Source organism: Otoolea muris (assembly GCF_943193115.1).
GTDB lineage: Bacteria > Bacillota > Clostridia > Lachnospirales > Lachnospiraceae > Otoolea > Otoolea muris.
On sequence record NZ_CALPCY010000075.1, the window covers coordinates 1 to 18549 of the forward strand.

8 protein-coding genes and 1 pseudogene are annotated in these 18549 nt (G+C 55.8%); 2 read left to right on the forward strand and 7 right to left on the reverse strand.

The features are described from left to right. Positions 1 to 365: 365 nt before the first annotated feature. A pseudogene (locus tag NFS31_RS28095) lies at positions 366 to 872 on the forward strand (IS110 family transposase); the annotation flags it as partial. A 214-nt stretch (positions 873 to 1086) separates the two neighbouring features. Here the strand turns inward: NFS31_RS28095 and fliB are convergent. The 7 genes from fliB to NFS31_RS24215 form a co-directional block, all read right to left on the reverse strand. Further along, positions 1087 to 2232, reverse strand: coding sequence for a flagellin lysine-N-methylase (gene fliB, locus NFS31_RS24185; protein WP_251500984.1), 1146 nt, complete (start codon positions 2230 to 2232; stop codon positions 1087 to 1089). Positions 2233 to 2321: 89 nt separating this feature from the next. Next, positions 2322 to 4907: a cadherin-like beta sandwich domain-containing protein gene (locus tag NFS31_RS24190; RefSeq protein WP_251500987.1), complete on the reverse strand. Its 2586-nt coding sequence runs from the start codon at positions 4905 to 4907 to the stop codon at positions 2322 to 2324. A 187-nt stretch (positions 4908 to 5094) separates the two neighbouring features. Next, positions 5095 to 7935 (reverse strand): SH3 domain-containing protein, encoded by a 2841-nt coding sequence (locus NFS31_RS24195; protein WP_251500989.1) that lies wholly within the window; start codon positions 7933 to 7935, stop codon positions 5095 to 5097. Positions 7936 to 8789: 854 nt separating this feature from the next. Next, the gene (locus NFS31_RS24200) at positions 8790 to 13388 is read right to left on the reverse strand and encodes a hypothetical protein (protein WP_251500991.1); all 4599 of its coding nucleotides are present in this window, start codon (positions 13386 to 13388) and stop codon (positions 8790 to 8792) included. After that, a complete protein-coding gene (locus NFS31_RS24205; RefSeq protein WP_251500993.1) occupies positions 13385 to 16522 on the reverse strand; it encodes a protein kinase domain-containing protein in 3138 nt (1045 codons plus the stop codon). The genes NFS31_RS24200 and NFS31_RS24205 overlap by 4 nt, the downstream gene beginning before the upstream one ends. Positions 16523 to 16713: 191 nt before the next feature. Continuing rightward, a complete protein-coding gene (locus tag NFS31_RS24210; protein WP_251500994.1) occupies positions 16714 to 16866 on the reverse strand; it encodes a hypothetical protein in 153 nt (50 codons plus the stop codon). After that, positions 16857 to 18005, reverse strand: coding sequence for a P-loop NTPase family protein (locus NFS31_RS24215; RefSeq protein ID WP_251500996.1), 1149 nt, complete (start codon positions 18003 to 18005; stop codon positions 16857 to 16859). The genes NFS31_RS24210 and NFS31_RS24215 overlap by 10 nt, the downstream gene beginning before the upstream one ends. A 176-nt stretch (positions 18006 to 18181) precedes the next feature. Between NFS31_RS24215 and NFS31_RS24220 the strand changes: the two genes are divergently transcribed. Next, entirely contained in the window at positions 18182 to 18496 is a 315-nt protein-coding gene (locus NFS31_RS24220; RefSeq protein WP_251500998.1) for a helix-turn-helix transcriptional regulator, read from the forward strand. Positions 18497 to 18549 lie beyond the last annotated feature (53 nt).

Below are 18549 nucleotides of genomic sequence, written 5' to 3' on the forward strand. Positions count from 1 at the left end.
AAAGCAGCCACCGAAAGATGGCTTGTTTGTGATGCGATTAAGGGAATGGATACCCTCTACTTCTCATTTTCAATCTTCACTATCAGAAACACCGATAGATACAATATCTTCTCTGGCTGGTAATCTAATGGGATTTCCCTGTTCTTTCTTTCCACATGCACACAACATAATTGAAACAAGGCTGCATAAGCAAATGATACTGCATAATTTCTTTTTCATAATTTTTACCATTCCTTTCGCTTCGCTCAAGGCACAAACAAGTGGGACTTTGAGTCCGGACTCTTATCATTGGTAATAACCATGTTTATTCAGCCGCAGGATGACAGTCACTGTTGCTATTCCCTTTTTATAAGGTAGTGATACTTATGGTGAAGTTAAAATACTCCATCTGCTGTGGGCTTGACGTCCACAAAAATGTTATCGTTGCAACCATCGTAATTACTAACAAGGACGGAATATCCGAATACAAACAGAAATCTTTTTCAACCATCAATTCGGATATCCAAAGGTTTCACAACTGGCTCATCGAGAATAATTGTTATCACGTTTGCATGGAATCCACAGGAAAGTATTGGATTCCTATTTTTAATTATCTCGAAAATGACATCGATGTCTGCCTCACGCATCCCAAATATGTCAAAGCCCTCAAAGGCAAAAAAACGGACAAAAAGGATTCCAAATGGATTGCCGACCTCTATAAGTTTGACCTTGTGAGATGCTCCTTTATCCCTCCAAAGGATTTCCGCCAGCTCCGGGAGCTTGCCAGATACTGCCTCAAGCTGGTCTGCATGAAATCTTCTGAGAAGAACCGCATCCAAAACTGTATGACCGTTTCCAATATCGGCATTGCCAGCGTGCTTTCTGACCCCTTTGAGTCTATTGGTAATGGTCTGCCCGCCACCAGACCGCGGATAGGCTTATTCAAGTTATCGTGTAATTTCAAACCTTATGAACAATTCTGATTAGAAAATGCAGTTTTATTCATTGGAAATGTATATTTGTAGGCTCGTTTTCAGTGGGTACACAATTCCGAAAAGGGATAATATCTTTTAGCATATTTCAGGATAAGAACATATCTGCAATCTGTCAGGTCAGAGCGGTAAGGAAACTGATATCGCCTGCTTTTTCTCCATAGATGTTGTATAGCATGGCCGCATGCCCGCTGTTGTGGTCAAAGTTAGCGGATACTTCGCGTAAGATCCGGATCTGCTCTGACTGGGGGAGGAGGTATGTATCCGGAGTAAGGCGCATGACGGCAATGCATTTCAGGAGATTGAGCGTATAGATCAGGACCGCGACCTCGTGCATTGGTTTTCTTGTCTTTAATGCGCGCATATAAAAGAGGTACATCTGATATACCGCGTAATGCTCATATTGAATGTCATACTCCGGGCGCTCCAAAATCGAAAATCCGTCCGGAGAGCGGAAATCCGCCTTTAAGGAGGCCAGGAGCCGGATAAGGGAACTGTGATGATAGTCGCCTGCCAGTTTTTCACTGTTTTCCAGGCAGACGTTAAATGCAGAAATCCTGGCCGGAATGTTTTGCGGCATTCCGGAAAGGACCTTTGCATACCCGTCATAGCGTTCCGGGGAGGAAAAATGCTCCAGTATGTCTGCAATGTCCCCGCCCTCGTCAAGCCTCTGTTGCAGCGTATCCGTAAAAAGAAGAAGAAGGCGCAGCCTTACGGATAACGGATAGCGGCGCTCCTGAAGGATACGGACGCCGAGAAGCAGGCTGGGCATGAGGATATGAAAAAGCGCCTGTTCCGCTTCTTCCGGCTTTTGCCCTCCCCCCGGCGTTTCTGACCAGTCATCGCCATCGTCCCATTCAATGAACTGCAGCGGTTCCGTGCGTTCGATCAGCATGCGGGCTACCTCCGGGCAGGAGCAGGTCAGGGACGTAAAAAAGACGTCTCCATGCTGCTCCACGATACGGGGGTATGTCTTGCAGACAAGGCATTGCATTTCTTCCCCCAGCTTCTGATAGATCTCGCAGAGATGTTCGTCAGTCCAAAACGGGCAGGTCCCGTCTTCTCTCAATATGATATGGGCATCGTCTTCATCAAATGAGATATGGCTTCTGAGCTTTTCGCCCATTTCTCCTGGAACCGCGCGGTATGCCTTTGCTGTCTCACTGTCCACGTTGATCTTCCAGACCGCGCAGCAGGTGTCCGGGCAGGCGCTTCCGGCACATTGGAATATGTCAAAAAAATCTTCAATCAGATATTTCATTTTTTCTCCTGTCAGCATGCTCTTTGGGCGCGTCAGTTATGTCCGTTTTCCTTCACGATGCCGCTGTCTGTCGTAAAGGAAAATCCCGATTAATCACTCCGGCCGGCCCGGTAATCCAATCCGGCCGCGGTCTCGTTTCTGGCTGCGCGCAGCCTCTGCTCCTCTGCCCGGGCCTGTTCCATTCGCTCTCTCGTTTTCCTCGCCCGTTCGCCGCGCTCGATTTCCCTTTGGCGGATGGCGATTTCCAGTCCCGGATCGCGCATTCTGGGGCTCTCGTACAGCCCCTGGCCTTTGCGGGGAACGTTGTTTTCCTTTTGCGCGGCGCTCCGGGACGGACGGTCAGGGCTTCTGCGCTCAGAGGGCAGAGGCGATGAAGGCGTCCTGCCCAAAGCCGTTGCAGGACGGCCGGGGGCCGCAGCGCCGGGCCGATACACAGGGCGGGGGCGGGACGCAGAGGCATCCGCTGCCTTCGCGGGCCGCGCCTCCTGGCGCGCAGGACGGGCGGACGGCGGGCGGTTTGCAGGATTGCTTAAGGGCGCTTGGAGCGGCGCGGCGCTTTGGTACGGAGGGCGGGCGGATGAAACAGCGCCCTGGCGTTCCGGGTAAGAGGAAGCCGACTTCCTGTCGCGGGGCTCAGGATAACCGGGGGCCGTGCTTCTGGGGCGTTCACCCTCATATCCGGGGGCCGGCCTTCTATCGCGGCCGGGGCCGGCTCCTGTTCCCGGTCCGGATCGGCTCCCCGCCCTCATCCCGTTTCCTGTCTCCGCGGCCGCGGAGACGGTTCTTTCGCGGCGGCCTGCGCTGGCGGGCGCTCCTGCCATATCCCTGTCGCGATAGTCCGAACGCCCGGAATATACGCGTTCCTGAGAATAGCCCGCGCGGCGGGCGGCCGTCATATCCTCTTCGCGGTAAGCGGCGCGGCCTGCGGCCTTCTCTTCCTGGTAATCCCCGCGTCTGACGGAATGTCCTTCCCACGCGGACATCGGGGATTCGAGACGCCGCGCGGGACGATCCGGATAATCCAGGCTGGCGGTGTTCTGTCCCTGATCGGGACGGCGGGATCCGGATGCGCCGGCGCGGCCGTATGCCTGCGGGTTCGGGATGTCGTCCCACCCGCTTCTGCCCGCAGGCCTGGAACGCCCGGGCTCTGCCTGGCGCAGTCTCTCCTCCTCATGTTTCCGTTCTTCCTCCAGCGCGCGGCGCTTCACAGGGGTGAGCGCCTCCTCTTCTGGCTCACGGGCCCGGTTTCTCTGGCTCACGAGCAGGTTGATGACAATAAAGAACAGCAGGAGGCATACGGCGATGAGGGCAATGATCACGATAAAGCGCAGGTTGTAGTCTTTGACCAGCGCGTTGTACTGCTCCGGGAGATCCTTAAGCACCCCGTCATATTGGCCGGCCGCGGACGAATCATCAAAATAGCGCTGGAATGTCATTTCCGCTTTATCATAGCGGTATAAGCCCTTTTCCCCGTTCTCGTTCATCCCGTAGATCACAAAGTAACGGTCTTCCGCCCCGTTTTTCCAGCCCCAGTTTTTCAGCTTTGCGCCGTCCAGCAGCTCGATATCGATCGGTGTGAAGCCGGCCGGAACCTCCAGGCCCGGTTCCGGCATAAGAACAACCAGCGAGCGGGCCGCCACATTGAGGGCGGCATACGGGGAAACGCTTCCTGACTCCGGCGTGTAGACAAAAAAGGTTCCGGAGCCTCCCGCGTCCTGGAAATAGAGCAGGTTCACTCCGTTTCCGGCGGCGCACATAACCTCCTGTCCCCCATAGCTGATCGTGGACTGGCTGTAGCCTTCCGGTATCAGGGCTGCGTCAAAGGAGGGAACCAGCTCATATGTGGTTCCGTTCTGCTCCACGGTCTGCGGCTGTCCGTCTGCCCCGGCGGGCTGCTCTGCGCCGCCCGGTTCTTCGGCTATGCTCTCGGCCGGGGCCTCCCCCGATTCGGCTTTATTCACCGTCAGTGTATAGGAGCGCGTCGTCCGTCCGTCCTCGGCGGTCACTTTGCAGACCACTGTGTTGGCGCCGGTCTGGAGATTGGAATCGCCGTTTACCACTACCTTTGCTTTCCCGTCCTTGGCGGAGGCGCTGACGGCCAGCTTCGACACGTCGCTCCCGACATTGACCGAATAAGCCGTCACATCCGGGGAAAAGGGAGGCGCAAGCTGGCCCGGCGACACCTTGAGCGAGGACAGCGCCGCCTCGCTGGAATACGTGGCCGGCGCGTTTACGCTGACAGCCGAGGAACCGGTTTTCGTCACATTAACTGCCTGGGCATCGACGTCGTAGATCTCATAGCTTCCCACGGAAATCGTCGTGGTTCCGGCCTGCAGGGCCTTGAATTTTAAGGTGTGCGTAAATTCGGTCGTGGCGTCTGAACTCATGGTTTCCACCAGGCGCACGGAGCCGGCCCCGCCGCTGGCGTTATTTCCGCTGATGAACTCAATGCCCGCCGGATCGTAGGAAAGCATCACGTCAGAAGCGCCGAGATTTCCGTCCTGGCTGGTGATCCGGACTGTAACATTGAATTCCTGGCCTACGGTTACGTTTGGATCGGAAAATGAGATCCGCGCGCTTGCGGCCCAGGACGATATGCCCCCCATGGGCGCCGCTATGGCCAGGGCGCAGGCGGTCATGACGCCTGCCAGGATATTTCGTACTCTTCTGTTCATTCTTTCTCCTGTCTGTGCTGGCTGTACACCGTTTTCTTAATCCTTATATACTAAGCGCTTGATATTTGTATCAGTGCAAGGCGGAGGAAGGAGGCGATGCGGTGGAATCGTTGACTGACGACAACGCGGCAATGATGCAAATAGCGAGTGCTTAGTATAGAGGAATTAAAAAACGGTGTACCAGCTTTTACTGAATCTTTTCGAGTCCCAGGATGTCCTTCTGCATGAGCAGGATGTCCATGATGTCAATCCTGCCGTTTCCGTTGACATCCGTGGCCTTTTCACTGGCCCCTGCCAGGGTTTCCATCTTTAAAATATGCCGCCTGGCCCGCAGGACATCCAGCATGCTCAGCTTTCCGTCTCCGTTATTGTCGCCCTTTACAACGATCTCGTATTGAGCCGCCGGCGTTCCATCCGCGCCGTAAACGTACGCCATGTATCCGGTCGCAACGGCCCCTGACGCGTCAGTGCCCGCGCTGCGGCACACCTTTACCTGGCTTCCCGCGCCTTCCGCGATCAGGGCGGATGTGATGTCAGCCGCCGTTGTCCCGGGGCTCACGATCCGGTAGCCGCCTGGATTCGCATTCCCGGAACCTGCCCCGCCCGCGCCTGTGCCGCCCGGATTCGTATTTCCGGAACCTGTGCCTGCGGAGCCCGCGGCGCCCGGGTTTGCAGCGCCGGGGTTGCCCGGATTCTGGGCCGGACTGCCTCCCGAACTGCCGCTGCTTGCGCCGCCTGGCGATCCGGTTCCGGATCCGGACGGCGAAAGGATATTTCCGTTTGGCGTCGTCAGGGAAGAGGAATTATTGGCAGAGCCAAAGCCGTTTACCGTCCCGGTTCCCGGAACCGCCGGGAAACCGCTGCTCCCGGTTCCTGACCCTGCTCCCGTACCGGAGCCTGCGCCCTGTCCGTTCCCCGGCGCTCCTCCTGTGGACGGCGGGGCGCTCCCTGAACTGCTGTCCGTACCGCTGCCTGCGGGGGGCTGGGAGGTCTGGCCGCCGGACAAACCGGGACTTCCCGGGCCCGGGCCGGCTGTCCCGCCCGCGCTGCCGCTTCCGGAACCGCCTCCGCTTGTACCGCTTCCCGCTGAACCGGAGTAGACAGGTCCGTTTGACTGGCGCACGACATGGATCACATAATTGCGCACAGACCCGTTCTCTGCCTTGACCGAAACCGTAATATCATTTACCCCGCTCTGAAGGTTCACGCTGCCCACGCCGCTCACGACCGCCTTTGCGTCAATGGCCGATGCCTGTACCGCTACGGAAGATACGGACGGATCCACGATCAGATCATACGCTTCCGTATCCCGGTTAAAAGTGGGCGTCAGGGCAAAGCCTTCCACGCCAAGGCCGGAAAGCTTATTGTTTGGGCTGCCGTCAAGCGTCGGCTTCACACACGGCGTGTCCGGCATGTTCTGATACACCGGGATGGAAAATTCCAGGGCCGTGGTTTTAAGGGATGAAATCTTGGCCAGCGTAAGCCCTTCCGCCGCCGCGGCCAGCACATTGGTCATATACTGGTGCTTGTAGAGATTGGAGCCCTGCACATTGAATTTCTTCAAATACAGGGTGTCCTGGCCCCGTTTCACATAGTTGTCCCCATACCAGAGGGCCCCGCCCAGGATCGAGCGCTCGACACTGTTCCAGGGGCGTCCGTAGGAGCCGGACTGGGAGGCCCACCACAGCCCTCTCTCCACGGCCCCCATGGAGCCGGACTGGTAGGATTCTATATTGAAAAAATTGTAATATCCCTGGTACCCTGACACGGTCCCGGAGATGCTGCGGCCCGTTCCCTGGCTGCCCTGCTCCTGCAAAATCATGGATGCCAGGATGTAAGGGCTGACCCCGGACTGCGCCGCCGCGTTCATAATCATATCGACATACGAGCCGCTTCCGGAAACCGCGCCGGGCGCCGTCGTTTCCGCCCCGCCCGGATTGGCGCTGCCCGGATCCGGCGTTCCCGACCCGCCTGCATTCATGCCCGGGCCATAGGCGGTTGTCACAAGCTCCACCGCATGGTCGCTTATGGAAGCCACCGGCGTGATCGGCGACGACGGATCGGACGCGGACGGCGCCTGGGAGGCATCTCCCCCTCCCGGCCCGGCCGGGCCGCTTCCGGGCGCGCTGCCGGAGTCCGTATTGTTCCCGGTTCCCGGGACATTGCCGTCCGCCGCGCCTGAGCTTCCCGGGGCATTGCCGCCGGGCGCGGCGCTTCCGGATGAACCGCTGTCTGACGAACCGCCCGCCGATCCGCCGGACAGTCCTCCCGCCAGAAAGGTGCCTGCCACCATGCTCTCCAGCCCGGCCCGCGTGTGGATCGAGCTGTCGTAGTTTTGTTTCATAAATTGAAATATGTATTTCTCATTGAGGAAATTCCTGGGATCCATATAGTAGCGGATGATATCCTCTGAAGCCTGAACCCAGGAGCTGCCGTCAAAACCGGGCCATGTCCCTGTGCTCCAGTCGTAAGCCCCTGCCGCGGTCGATTTCCACGAAGAGACATTATTTCTCGCCACCAGGTTGCGGCCGATCACACTCTCATTGGCTATCACGGTATTCCAGTCAAGATTCGTCTGGAATGCGGTAAAACGCCACTGAGGATACTGGGCGTGGAGCTCCCGCAGGCCCTGCTTGTAGCTCTCCGGAAAGCCCTGGCTCGCCATATACTGCTCAAAATTGCCGTCTGTCTGGACGGCGGACGGAAAGCGGATATACTGCGCGGACACGTAGCCTGTGATCTGCGTTCCATTGCTCCCGGTAAAACGGATCTGATACCACTGGTTTCCGTCCGTCCCCCGCTGCTCCCCCAGCACGGTAACCGACATGCCGTAGGACAGCTTTGTAAGCGCCGGATACGAGGTTCCCGCGCCGCTCCGCACATTTAAATTGGTCGCATGAACCGTCGCCGCCCGCTCCTCCGCCAGGCTTATAAACGGCCGGCCGGGCATTCCCGCCGTACATGGGCTAAATGCCAGAATCAGGCCCAGAATCATGGCCAGCGCCCTTTTGTGTCTTGTCATCTTCATTCGTGTCTCTCCCCATTTTACCGGAACGCGGACTGCTCGGCGCGGCTTTCCCCCTGCCCTCTGCCCTCCTGGCTCTGCGCAGGCCCGCGCCGGTTCCCTGTCCCACAGTCCGCCCAAACTGCCCGCCGGCTTCCTGTCCGCGCGCTCTTTTGTGCAGCCCGGCAAAGGTTCAGCCCGTAATGGCAATATTACGGCATATTATGTATATTATAATGATAACTGCCATTATATGTCAACTATGCGAAATAAAGTTCATAGAATATCCACATTTTTGCCCAAAATTGTAATAAATTCTTAATTTATTCGCCCGAGAATGATCGTGAGCGCCATTAGGATGAAAAGGATAAACCGCTTTACCGCGGGCCTGGCGCACCATTGAATCAGCTTGATAGTCATTTGATTTGCTCCTCTCCTTTTGGGACTGCCGGTTTGACGCGCGCGGCGCTGGCAATAGATGGATGGGAGCCCTCGCGGGCGCGCGGCGGGGCGGCAGTTCCCTTTGCTATATCTATATATATGCATGGGATGGGGAATGTTGAACGGGAAGTGGGGATCATCTGGAATATTGGCTTTTGGGCAGGCATGGAATTGCGAAAGCGACGCCGGAGCTGGCTCCGGCTATGTTGTTGGCGAGCCATGAATCAAGAGAGACATAATCAATAATACATCTTTTACGGCTAATATGATCAAATCCCATATGCCCCTCCTAAAAACAATGAGAGCGCCTTTATTTCAAAAGCGCTCTCTGATCTCCTGTCTGGACGGCTGTTATGCTTTTCTCCTGAACACGTTCAAATTATTTCTTAAAATAATATGGCGTCTCCGCTTAAGCCGTCAGCCGGTAAGGCATTGTTTTATCTTGTCCGGACTCCATTGGAGTCTACATAGTAATTGCCGATGCGGGTGTTGGTCGCCAGAGCGCCTTTTGTCACGTCGGAGATTTCGTTGAAGTAATACCATTTTCCGTCTATTTGCTGCCAGCCGGTGTACATTTTCCCGCGTGTTCCTTCGGAATTCGGGTTTAAGTAATATTTCTGCCCGTCTACGGTCAGCCAGCCGGTGACCATGCGGCCTTCTTTGTCAAAATAGTACCATTCTTTTGTCTGCTCCCAGATAAGCTCGCGCCAGCATTCGGCTGCCATAGCGCCTTCGGTTCCTTCGCCAGCCTCGTTGAAGTAGCGCCAGCTTCCGTCGATGAAGCGCCAGCCGGTACACATTTTTCCCTGCGTTCCGTCTGAGGCCGGGTTTAAATAATAGGTCTGCCCGTCTATAGTGAGCCAGCCGGTGGCCATGTAGCCCTCGGCGTTAAAATAATACCAGCCTTCGTTTCCGTTCCATGGGAGTTTCTGCCACGTGCTGGCAAGCCAGGAGCCGTCCGGGTTTTTGCAGCGCCAGCCTGAGGCGTCGTATGACCAGGAGGCGTCGGTGTAGGATGCGGACTGGGCCGCGGATGAAGAGCCGCTGCTGTGCCCGGAGCCTTTGCCGCTGCTTCCGGAGCTGCCGCCGCTCCCGCTTCCGGAACTGCTTCCGCTCCCGTTTCCGGAGCCCGTAACCTCATAGTTCTGTGCGGTGCGTTTTAAGCTGTTGTCTTCTTTTGTCCTGAATTCTGCTCCTAATGTATGCTTTCCGGCGCGGTTCGAGCCTTTCAGGGTCTGGCTTTTGACGGTCATTTTCGTACTGCCCGACTCAGCGGTGTAATCTACGCCTTTTGTGAGCTTTTCACCATCCAGATACAGATCGATAAATTCTGAAAACTCGCCCTCGGAAATAAATGTATAGTCTTCGGACGAGCGGAGCGGGATATCCGGTATACGCTGGATGACGGCATAGCCCTGATCGGAAGCTGCGTCAACGTTGCTATCCGTGTTTTCCTTTACAATCAGTGTATATTCCATCCTGCTTTCTGAAAACTTGTTGCCGCTGTTTTCCATATTGACGGTGAATGTAAACTCCCCTGCTTCTTTCGGGACGCCGTAGATCTCTCCGTTGGGCTTTAATTCCACTCCCTGCGGCAGTATGCCGTCCTCAATGCTGTATGTGATCCGGTTCCAGCTATATTTATTGCTGTTCTGGATCATGATGCCATAGGGAACATATTTAACTGCCTCCGGAATCTCTTTTGTTGTTATCGTCGGATCGCCTACCGCTCCGGTCAGGGTCAGAATTAACAGGGTTTTCCCTCCTGACTTGAAGGTCAGGGTTCCTGAAGCTTCCGTGCCTTCTGCGCCTTCCTTTGCTTTCAGGCGTACCATGGCCATATTGGAGCGCCCGCTGTCCTCCTGTGTTCCAATTGCAGAAAAGCCATCTAATTCGTTTGTTCCTTTTAATGTCCAGTATTCATCAAGCTCGACTACATCAGAGGTAAGTTCCACAGATAAACCCGTAAGAGCGGCTGAGCCAATGTTGATTAACAGAATATCGTGGACATCGTCGTGAAGGCCGTCTATGAACAGCTCTCTGGTTGAATATACCGTACCGCCGTTTTCACTTGTTTCCGCTTCCGGATCGGCCAGGCTGTTTATGTAAATCCGGCCCGGGCCCGGATCTGCTGTTATCACCTGAAGCCAATAGCTCTTTGCGTCTTTTCCATTTTCTGCGGAAGCGCTGTACTGCACCGGCCCGTCGGAAAAGTCCTGAAGGCTTTCTCCGCTCACCTGTATTCCATCGTCCGCGTACAGGTTAAGGCCCTGCGCCGTACTGAAGATCGGGGCCAGCGCCGTCAGATCCGTGTCTTCATCCACAAGGATGGTCAGGTAATTGTAGTCTCCATAGGAATCCAGCGAGCCGTCAACCACATAACAGGGAACAGGCTGCCCGTCCCGGTCATTCAGGCCGAAGAAACTCACAGACGTATTCCCACTGTAAACAACAGAACGTTCTTCAGTTATAATAAGACGCTGATAGATTTCCTGATTCTCCGCGCCGTCTTCCCCTATGAAAACCGTAAACCAGATGCCCTGGCTATAATCTGCCGCATAACCGCCTGTCCCGCTTTTATCAAATAACTGGGACTTTATGTTCTCCGCGCCGGCCGCGGCGGCTTCCGCTATGGAAAGGTACTGGCCTACATAGGCGGCGGTTACTTCGGAAGAAACGTCCTCATCATCCCTGTCATATCGAAAGACAAGTTTGTATATGTCTCCGACTGGATTTCCATAGTTTAATATCTTTGTCTCCCTGCACAGATCCACATTATCTATATCGACATCATCAATTACATCCCTATCGGTAGTATAAGTAACCGATTTCCGGCCGCTGCCTTCTGTATCTTTGTAGAGAGACGCAGTAAGCCATGCAGTGGAATCGTTGAGATATACATCCAGCCACATACGAAGACATCCTGTTACTTTTCCGGATTTATAGGTTAAAATCGTTATCTTCTCATCAATACCTTCAAAAATACTTTCTGTTCCTGGATATCCGGCGTTTGTCTGGGTCAAATCCTCAGCAAAAATCAGCTCTGTTATATTCTGTGATTCATCCACCTTTTCAGGACTGTCATAAAATCCTCGGTATACCTCCACCCGGTCATACCCTGGCTCTTCATACTTAAATTGATTGATATCCAAGCCCACATAAATTTGCGCATCAGCCTCACCATTCCAGCCGTCTACATAGACATATAAATCTCCATGTGATCCTCCATTCCAACCGCCGAAATAATCCACATAATCCACATCGGCTATTGGTAAATGAGTACGTACTCCCTGGCTGTCCTGAGCATAAACAACCGGATTCAGCCAGTTGAACGACATTGAAACATAAGCCCGTACCCTATAGCGTATATTACTGGCATCAAGCTGATCATCCTCCCCCACAATCATCTCCCAGTCCGAATAATCATCGTCACATGTCCGATAGCTCAAATCCAGATATTCTCCCGGTGAACTGATCATGTATTCATCATCTCCATCCGGACACCACATCACATGATCGCCGCTCCCTAATTTCTCATCCCCGGCAAATATCGAATCAACCGACACCATCGTAAGCTCTACCGGCGTATAGCGAGTCAGATCAACGCTCAGCCGCCTCTCCTCAAGCGGCAGCAGCGACGCCGCGCTCGCACCCCCGTCATTCGTAAACTCCTTTTCCTCCGGATACACCGCCACCGTATCCCCGGCGACCTTCAGGCTCATCTGTGTTATTACCGTGCCGTCAAAGTACGCGGAAACATAGAAGGTATGCCCGCCGACCTTCACGTGATCATCCGGCTCCATGAACCACTCTTCGGTCGTCTCGCCGTCATATGTAAACTGCACTTCATATGGAAAGAACGGATTCTCCTCCGGAATCTGGATTGTATAGCTTCCGTCCTCCTCAAAGAAGGCGTCCCCCAGCTCTTTATCAAAATCCTCTCTGCTGACCACATGGAATTCGCAGTTTCCGGTGTTGAAGATCACCGCTTCCACGTCCTCTTCCTGCTCTTCTTCCAAAAGCTCTTCCTCTGCGGGAATCTCTTCCTCCGGCTCATCTTCCTCTTCGGGCGTCTCTTCCTTTGGCGTCTCCGCGTCCGCGGGAACCTCCTCTTCCCCCTTCTCTTCCGCGTCCGGGGCCAATGTCTCAGCCGGCGCTTCCTCCTTATCCGCCGGATTCTCCGCGCCGCCGGATCCGGACGGGATCTTCACGTCCTGCGCGTCGCCGTCCGCAGGGGCTTTTTCGTCCGATATTCCGTCCGATCCATCCTCCAAAAGACTGCCGTTTCCCGCGCTTTCTCCGCTTCCGGAATCCGTCTCTTCTTTTTTATCTTCTTTATCTTCGTCCTTCTTATCTTCCTCTTCTGGACTCTCTTCTCCGGTTTCGGGCTTGTCCTGGCCAGCCTCTGCCCCGGTTTGCGTTCCGGTCATTTCACCATTGCCGTTATTTCCCTCGCCTTCACTCTCTGTCTTATCCTCTCCGGGAGCTTCCTGTTCCGGATCCTTTTCCCCGGATTCGCCTTTATCAGACTCCTCCGGCTCTTTTGATTCTTCCTGTCCGACAGAACTATCGCCCTTATCCTCCGGGCTGTCTTCCGATCCCTCTGAACCGTCTTCCCCGCTCTCCGAGCCGCTTTCGTCTCCCTTTGAACCGTCATCCGCTCCTTCAGAGCCGTTTTCCCCGTCCTGCGAGCCGCTTTCCTCTCCCTCAGAGCCGCTTTCCTCTCCTTTGGAGCTGTCTTCTTTCTCCTCAGAGCCGTTTTCTCCGTCCGGTGAATTGTCCTCGTCCAATCCGCTTTCTTCCTTCTTTGCTTCCTCCTCCCCTTTTGAGGCTTCAGTTTCCTCTTTTTTTGCCTCCGCCTCTTCTTCCCGGCCGCTGTTTACATCAGCGGCTTTCTCCGTTTCCCCTGCTGCCTGCGCGCCCTCTGCCTCTTTGTAAATCTCCTGAGGCGGCGTCTGCGCCGCATAGGCCGGCCGGGCCGGGAGCGCCAGTAGCGCCGCGAGCAGCAGCGCCGCTCCCCTTTTCGCTTTCTTCATTCGTTTCCCTCTCCTTTCCCTCTCTTTTTCTGTTTTATATACGTCTCTCCAAGCGCCTTAAGCTCCTGGAGGGAATACAGGCGGCATTGCCGCAGATTCCCGGCTTGATCGTCGAACACGAGCAGTCCGCGTTCTGTATCCATATCGCAGAGCCCCGGAAGGCGGGCCAGCGTCTCAAGCGTCTTATCCAGCAAAAGCCCGTACCGCTCTCCTGAGGCTGTGACATACTCCGTGATTAAATATTCCCCTGCCTGGGTTACATAGGTTAAATACGATTCCTCTTCAAGTTTTTTCAAAAAACGCCCTGTTTCCCTGTCATAGACCTCCGGCGCGCCGTGCAGCGGGGAGGCAATGCGGTACTGATCTGTGATAAATTCCTCATACAGATCCGCCCGGGGCGCTTCCCCCTTTTCCTCCGAAAGCAGCGCCCCGTCCGCCGCGCTGTAGCGCCGCACGGTCCCGTCATACCACGTTGTCTCAAGCCATGAGCCGTCCCCATTCTTTTTAAACTGCTGGTCATAGATCGCTTCCGGATCCGGGAGCGCAGCCCTTGCGAGCTCATTTCCTTTCAAGTCACATACCATAAACTCCTTGTATGAAAAGAGCGTGATTGTCTTTTTATCCTGGCTGACGCGCGCCTCATCGTGCTCATAGCGGGCGTCGTACGACGCAAGATGCTTCTCCCTGAGATCCTCTAAGCGCAGGATGCGCACGAACGGCGCGTTGCGGCTGCCGATCACCGCATACCGGCCGGCCAGGGCGACAAAATCCGGCATTTCGTCCAATGTCCAGGAGGACATCAGGCGCGCGCCGCCGTCGTAGAATGAATAGCCCTGATCCCCGGTTGCGGTCAGCACATATCCGTCCCCGACTGAAAAGCCTGTGAGCGTCCTGCTCCCTGTGTAGGCCAGCTCCGTTTCCTCAAATGTCTCCGGGTCAAAGGACACGAGCAGATTCCCGTTTGAGAGATAGATGCCGTCCGGATCCGTTTTCAGGGAAAATGGATCCATCTCTTCATAGCCCCCGATGTAGATCCCTTCCTCCGCGTCCACCAGGCCGAACTGCGAGCGGTCCGCCTGGTTGGAGACAAAGGCAAAGTATTTGCCGCAGAACCCGCCCGAAAGCTCCCGGTATCCGGAAGCCTCTGTTTCCTCAAGAATGACAAGGTCCCCGTCCGGATCGTCCAGTCCGCACAGAAGCAGGCTCCCGTCCGCAAAGCTGGCCGCCAGCAGGCTTCCGTCCTCATTTAATGCAAAAATGCTGCCGCCGGGGTTTGTAAAAATGTCATTGACGCCGGTTGACATGGGGCGCGCGCCAAGCTCCCGCTCCAGCCACACTGAGCCGTCGGACATGCGGTATACGGTCACGCGCCCGGTCGTCCGATCTGCTGCCGCAACCAGGCGCTTATCGCCGGAAACGGACAGCGATGTCGCCGGCCCCCCGCTCCACAGCTCCTTACCCGCGCGTAAATCAAAGGCCGTTACGCCGTTCTTCCCTGCATAGACGATCCGTTCTTCGTCTACAAACCGCAAATCAGACAGCGCCGATCGCCCCATGGATAAAAGCGCCTTCCTCTCCCCGGTTTCTGTCTCAAATACCGCCGCTTCGCCGGCGCTTAAAACCGCAAAACAGCCGCCGTCCGGGGATACCTCGATGCCAAAGGGCGCGGAAGAAAGCGCATAGGTTTCAAAGGATTTAAAGCCACCGGACAGATCATAGACGCCCAGGGCGTCTGTCAGGGCTTTTTGCGCCTGCGCCGCGGGAGGCGCTTCAAAGATGCTTCCCCCCTTTGGAAGCGCCGAAAGGGCCAGCTCCACCGCGCCCGCCACATCCCCCTTTGCGAGCGCGTCCGCGGAATACTCCGCCAGGGCCAGGGCGCGCTGGCGGTGTTCGAGCTGCTTTGAGCCCGTCAGCGCGCACGCGCCCCCGGACAGGAAGGCCGCGGCCATGACGGCCGAAAACAGCCGGATCCGCCTTCTGTGGCGGACCGCGCGGATATCCTGTCTGTGAAGGCCCCGGAAGGCGTCCAGCATCTCCTGTGCGGACTGATAGCGCCGCGCCGGATCCGCCTCCATGGCCTTTGCGATGATGGCCGAAACGGCCGGGCTGCAGATCTCCGGCCCCAGCGGTTTTACCTCAAGCGCGCTCTGGGCCGGGCGCGCGCCCGAAATGAGGTGGTACAGCGTCGCGCCAAGGCTGTACAGATCCGAGCGCGCGTCCAGCATCACCGTATGACGCCCGGTACTGCTTCCGGTTGATTCCTGTTTCTCGGGCGGTTTCGTCCGCCCGGCCGCGGCAGGGATCCCGGATTCCTGCATCATCTCCGTTGTTTCCGGCCTTTTGGATAACTCCATTGCCTCTGTCTGTTCCAGTCTTTCGGAAAACTCCACTACCTCTGTCTGTCCCGGCCTTCCGGATGGCTCCATCGCCTCTGTCTCTGCCATCCTCCCAAAAGACTCCAGCGTCTCTGTCACGGCGGAGGCCCGGTCCGCTTTTTTTCCCGCGGCTTCGCCGTTTTGGCCCGTCCCCGGCCCCAAAGCGCCCTCGGACATATCGGACACCCCCGTCGTATCGATCGGATGTCCGTCCGCGAACTCGACCCCGTAATGCTCCGGCGAGGCGTATCCCCTGCTGCGTCCGGCTTTTACAGCCCCGTTTTCCCCCAGGGCCAGGGCGATGTTATAATCGATCAGGCAGATATCCCCGCCCGGCCGCAGCATAATATTAGCCGGCTTGATATCCCCGTGCAGGATCCCGTGGGGCGGACGGCTGTGGAGATAGCACAGCGCCTCCAGAAGCTGGCAGGCCCACCGGATCACCTCGGGCTGCGCGGGAACCTCCCGCCTCTCTAAAAGCTTATCCAGGCTTTCCCCCTCAATATAGTCCATCACCGTATAGACCGTATGGTTTTCGCACACAAAGTCATACACCTGCGGGATGTACATATGGCTTAAGCTCTTAAGCATATCCACCTCCCGCCGCAGCGCCTCCTCCCTGGTCTGAAGCGCGCGCTTATCCGCCTTTAGCACAATCGGCTTGTCAAGGCGCAGATGGCGGCCCAGATACACGATGCCGCCGCCCCCGGATCCGATTTCCCTCTGTAATTCATAAATGCCCGCAATCACCTGGGACATAGTTTTTCCTCCCGCCTGCTTTCCCCGGATTTATCCGGATTATAGGTTCCCATACTCGTAACAGTTCAGATAGGTCTGCGCGTTCACCGCGCTGACCGTAAGAAAACGTAGTGGTCGCGGGCATACGGCCCATCGCCGCAGGCGATTCTAAATGGCCGTATGCCGTAACAGTTCAGGGGGTATCTGAACGGTTACCCATACTCCTCTTTCAGCCTTGCACGCAGCCGGCGGCCTGTGTACATAAAAACGCCGGCTCCGGCCGCGGCCAGGACGGCCGAGAGCCCCATGGCCGCCAGACCGCCGTAAAACAGCAGCTCGCTTCCCGATACATACGTCAGTTCCATTTCCCGTTTTCCTCCCTCCCGCGGCCTGCCGGCGGCTGCGATGCCCGCGCGCCGGCGCTTCGTATCTGCGCCGTAAGCGGCTGAAACACCTCCTGGTAAAGCCGGGCCGAGCGCAGCAGATTCGCCCGGTCCGCAAGCACAGGGGACGGCGCGATCGCCGTGCACAGCTTAAGCTCCTTAAAAAGCTCCTGCTCCAGAAATGCGGCGTTCCCCCGCTTTGCCCCCGCCTGGTTCAGCACTACAAACATCTTTGAAAACACCTCGTTATATGCCTCGTGGAAATGGGTTTCCTTAAGCCATTGTTTCATTTTTACGAATGAACGCTCATCCTCATGAAGCGGCGTAAAGACGAGATCCGCTCCCTCCAGAAGGCCCCGCTGACGCCCGCCAAAGCCGGACGAGGTATCGACAACCACCGCGTCAAAATCCGCCAGCCCCCGGATCGCGCCCAGAAGCTGTTCCATCTCCTCTCTTCCGATCTCTTCATATTCCAGGATGCTTTCAACTCCGTTTAAACCGTATACGCCTGACTCCGGATCGGCCCCGGCCGAGGCCGCCAGCTTTATCCCCACATTCATTCCCTTTGTTTTAAGCGTCAGAAACAGATCCGACAGGCTTCCCGGCGTCCCCGGAAACAGCCCGCTGGCCGAATCCATCTCCTCCAGGTTTAAATACAGGGTTTTCATCCCCTCCCTGGCGCAGGCCGCCGCGCTGCAGAGGGCCAGCGTGCTCGTCCCGCATCCCCCGGCCGGGCTGTAAAAGACCGCGATCTTCGTCTTGCTGTTCCCGCGCAGCACCTCTGCGCTTCCCTTTTTTTCGGCAAAGAACAAAAGCATCTCATTCAGGATCGTTTCGGATTTCTGGTATTTTTTAATAAGCTTAAAGCCGCCCCGCGGCTCCATGGTCTCTGACAAAAGGATCCGGACCGCCCCAAACGCCAGCTCCTCCAGGCGGTTAAACGGAAAGTCTCCGGAAACCAGCAGGATATCCGGTTTATTCCCCGCCTCCAGCCAGGAAAGCAGCTTATCCCCTGTCGTAAATGTGGCAAGCTCCCATTTGTCCATCCGCTCCATCAGATAGCCCGCCAGATTCTCCAGGTACAGGCTGTCGCTGTCCCCTATCACTAAAAATCGTTTCATCCCATTCCCTCCATATAACGTTATTATAACATTTTTGCGATCGTTGTCAACTTATAATAATCTTTATTGATAATTATAATTTACCATTTTGTGTCTACACTATAATTAAACGGACACCGCGGCGTCCGTTACATCAAATACAAAAAGGGGGGAATTACGAAATGGAGGAACATACTATGATTATCAAAACCGCTGAACGCATCCGTGAGCTGCGCATGAAGAACAACCTGACCCAGGCCGAGCTGGCGCGCAGGCTGTATGTCACACGCTCCAGTGTCAATGCATGGGAAATGGCCGTCTCGATTCCTTCCACTGAGAAAATCGTCGAGCTGTGCCAGATACTTCACACGACCTCTGACTACCTGCTCGGCATTGATTCCGCTGAGATACTGCCCATCCAGCAGTACAGCTTTGAGGAAAAGGAGCTTCTGTTCGGCCTTGTCAAATATTTCGACGCGGCCGGAAAGAATAACTTCTCGAAATCTCAATGAATGAGATTCCAACCGAAGATTGACAACTGAATATCGTGCAGGAAAAGAAATTT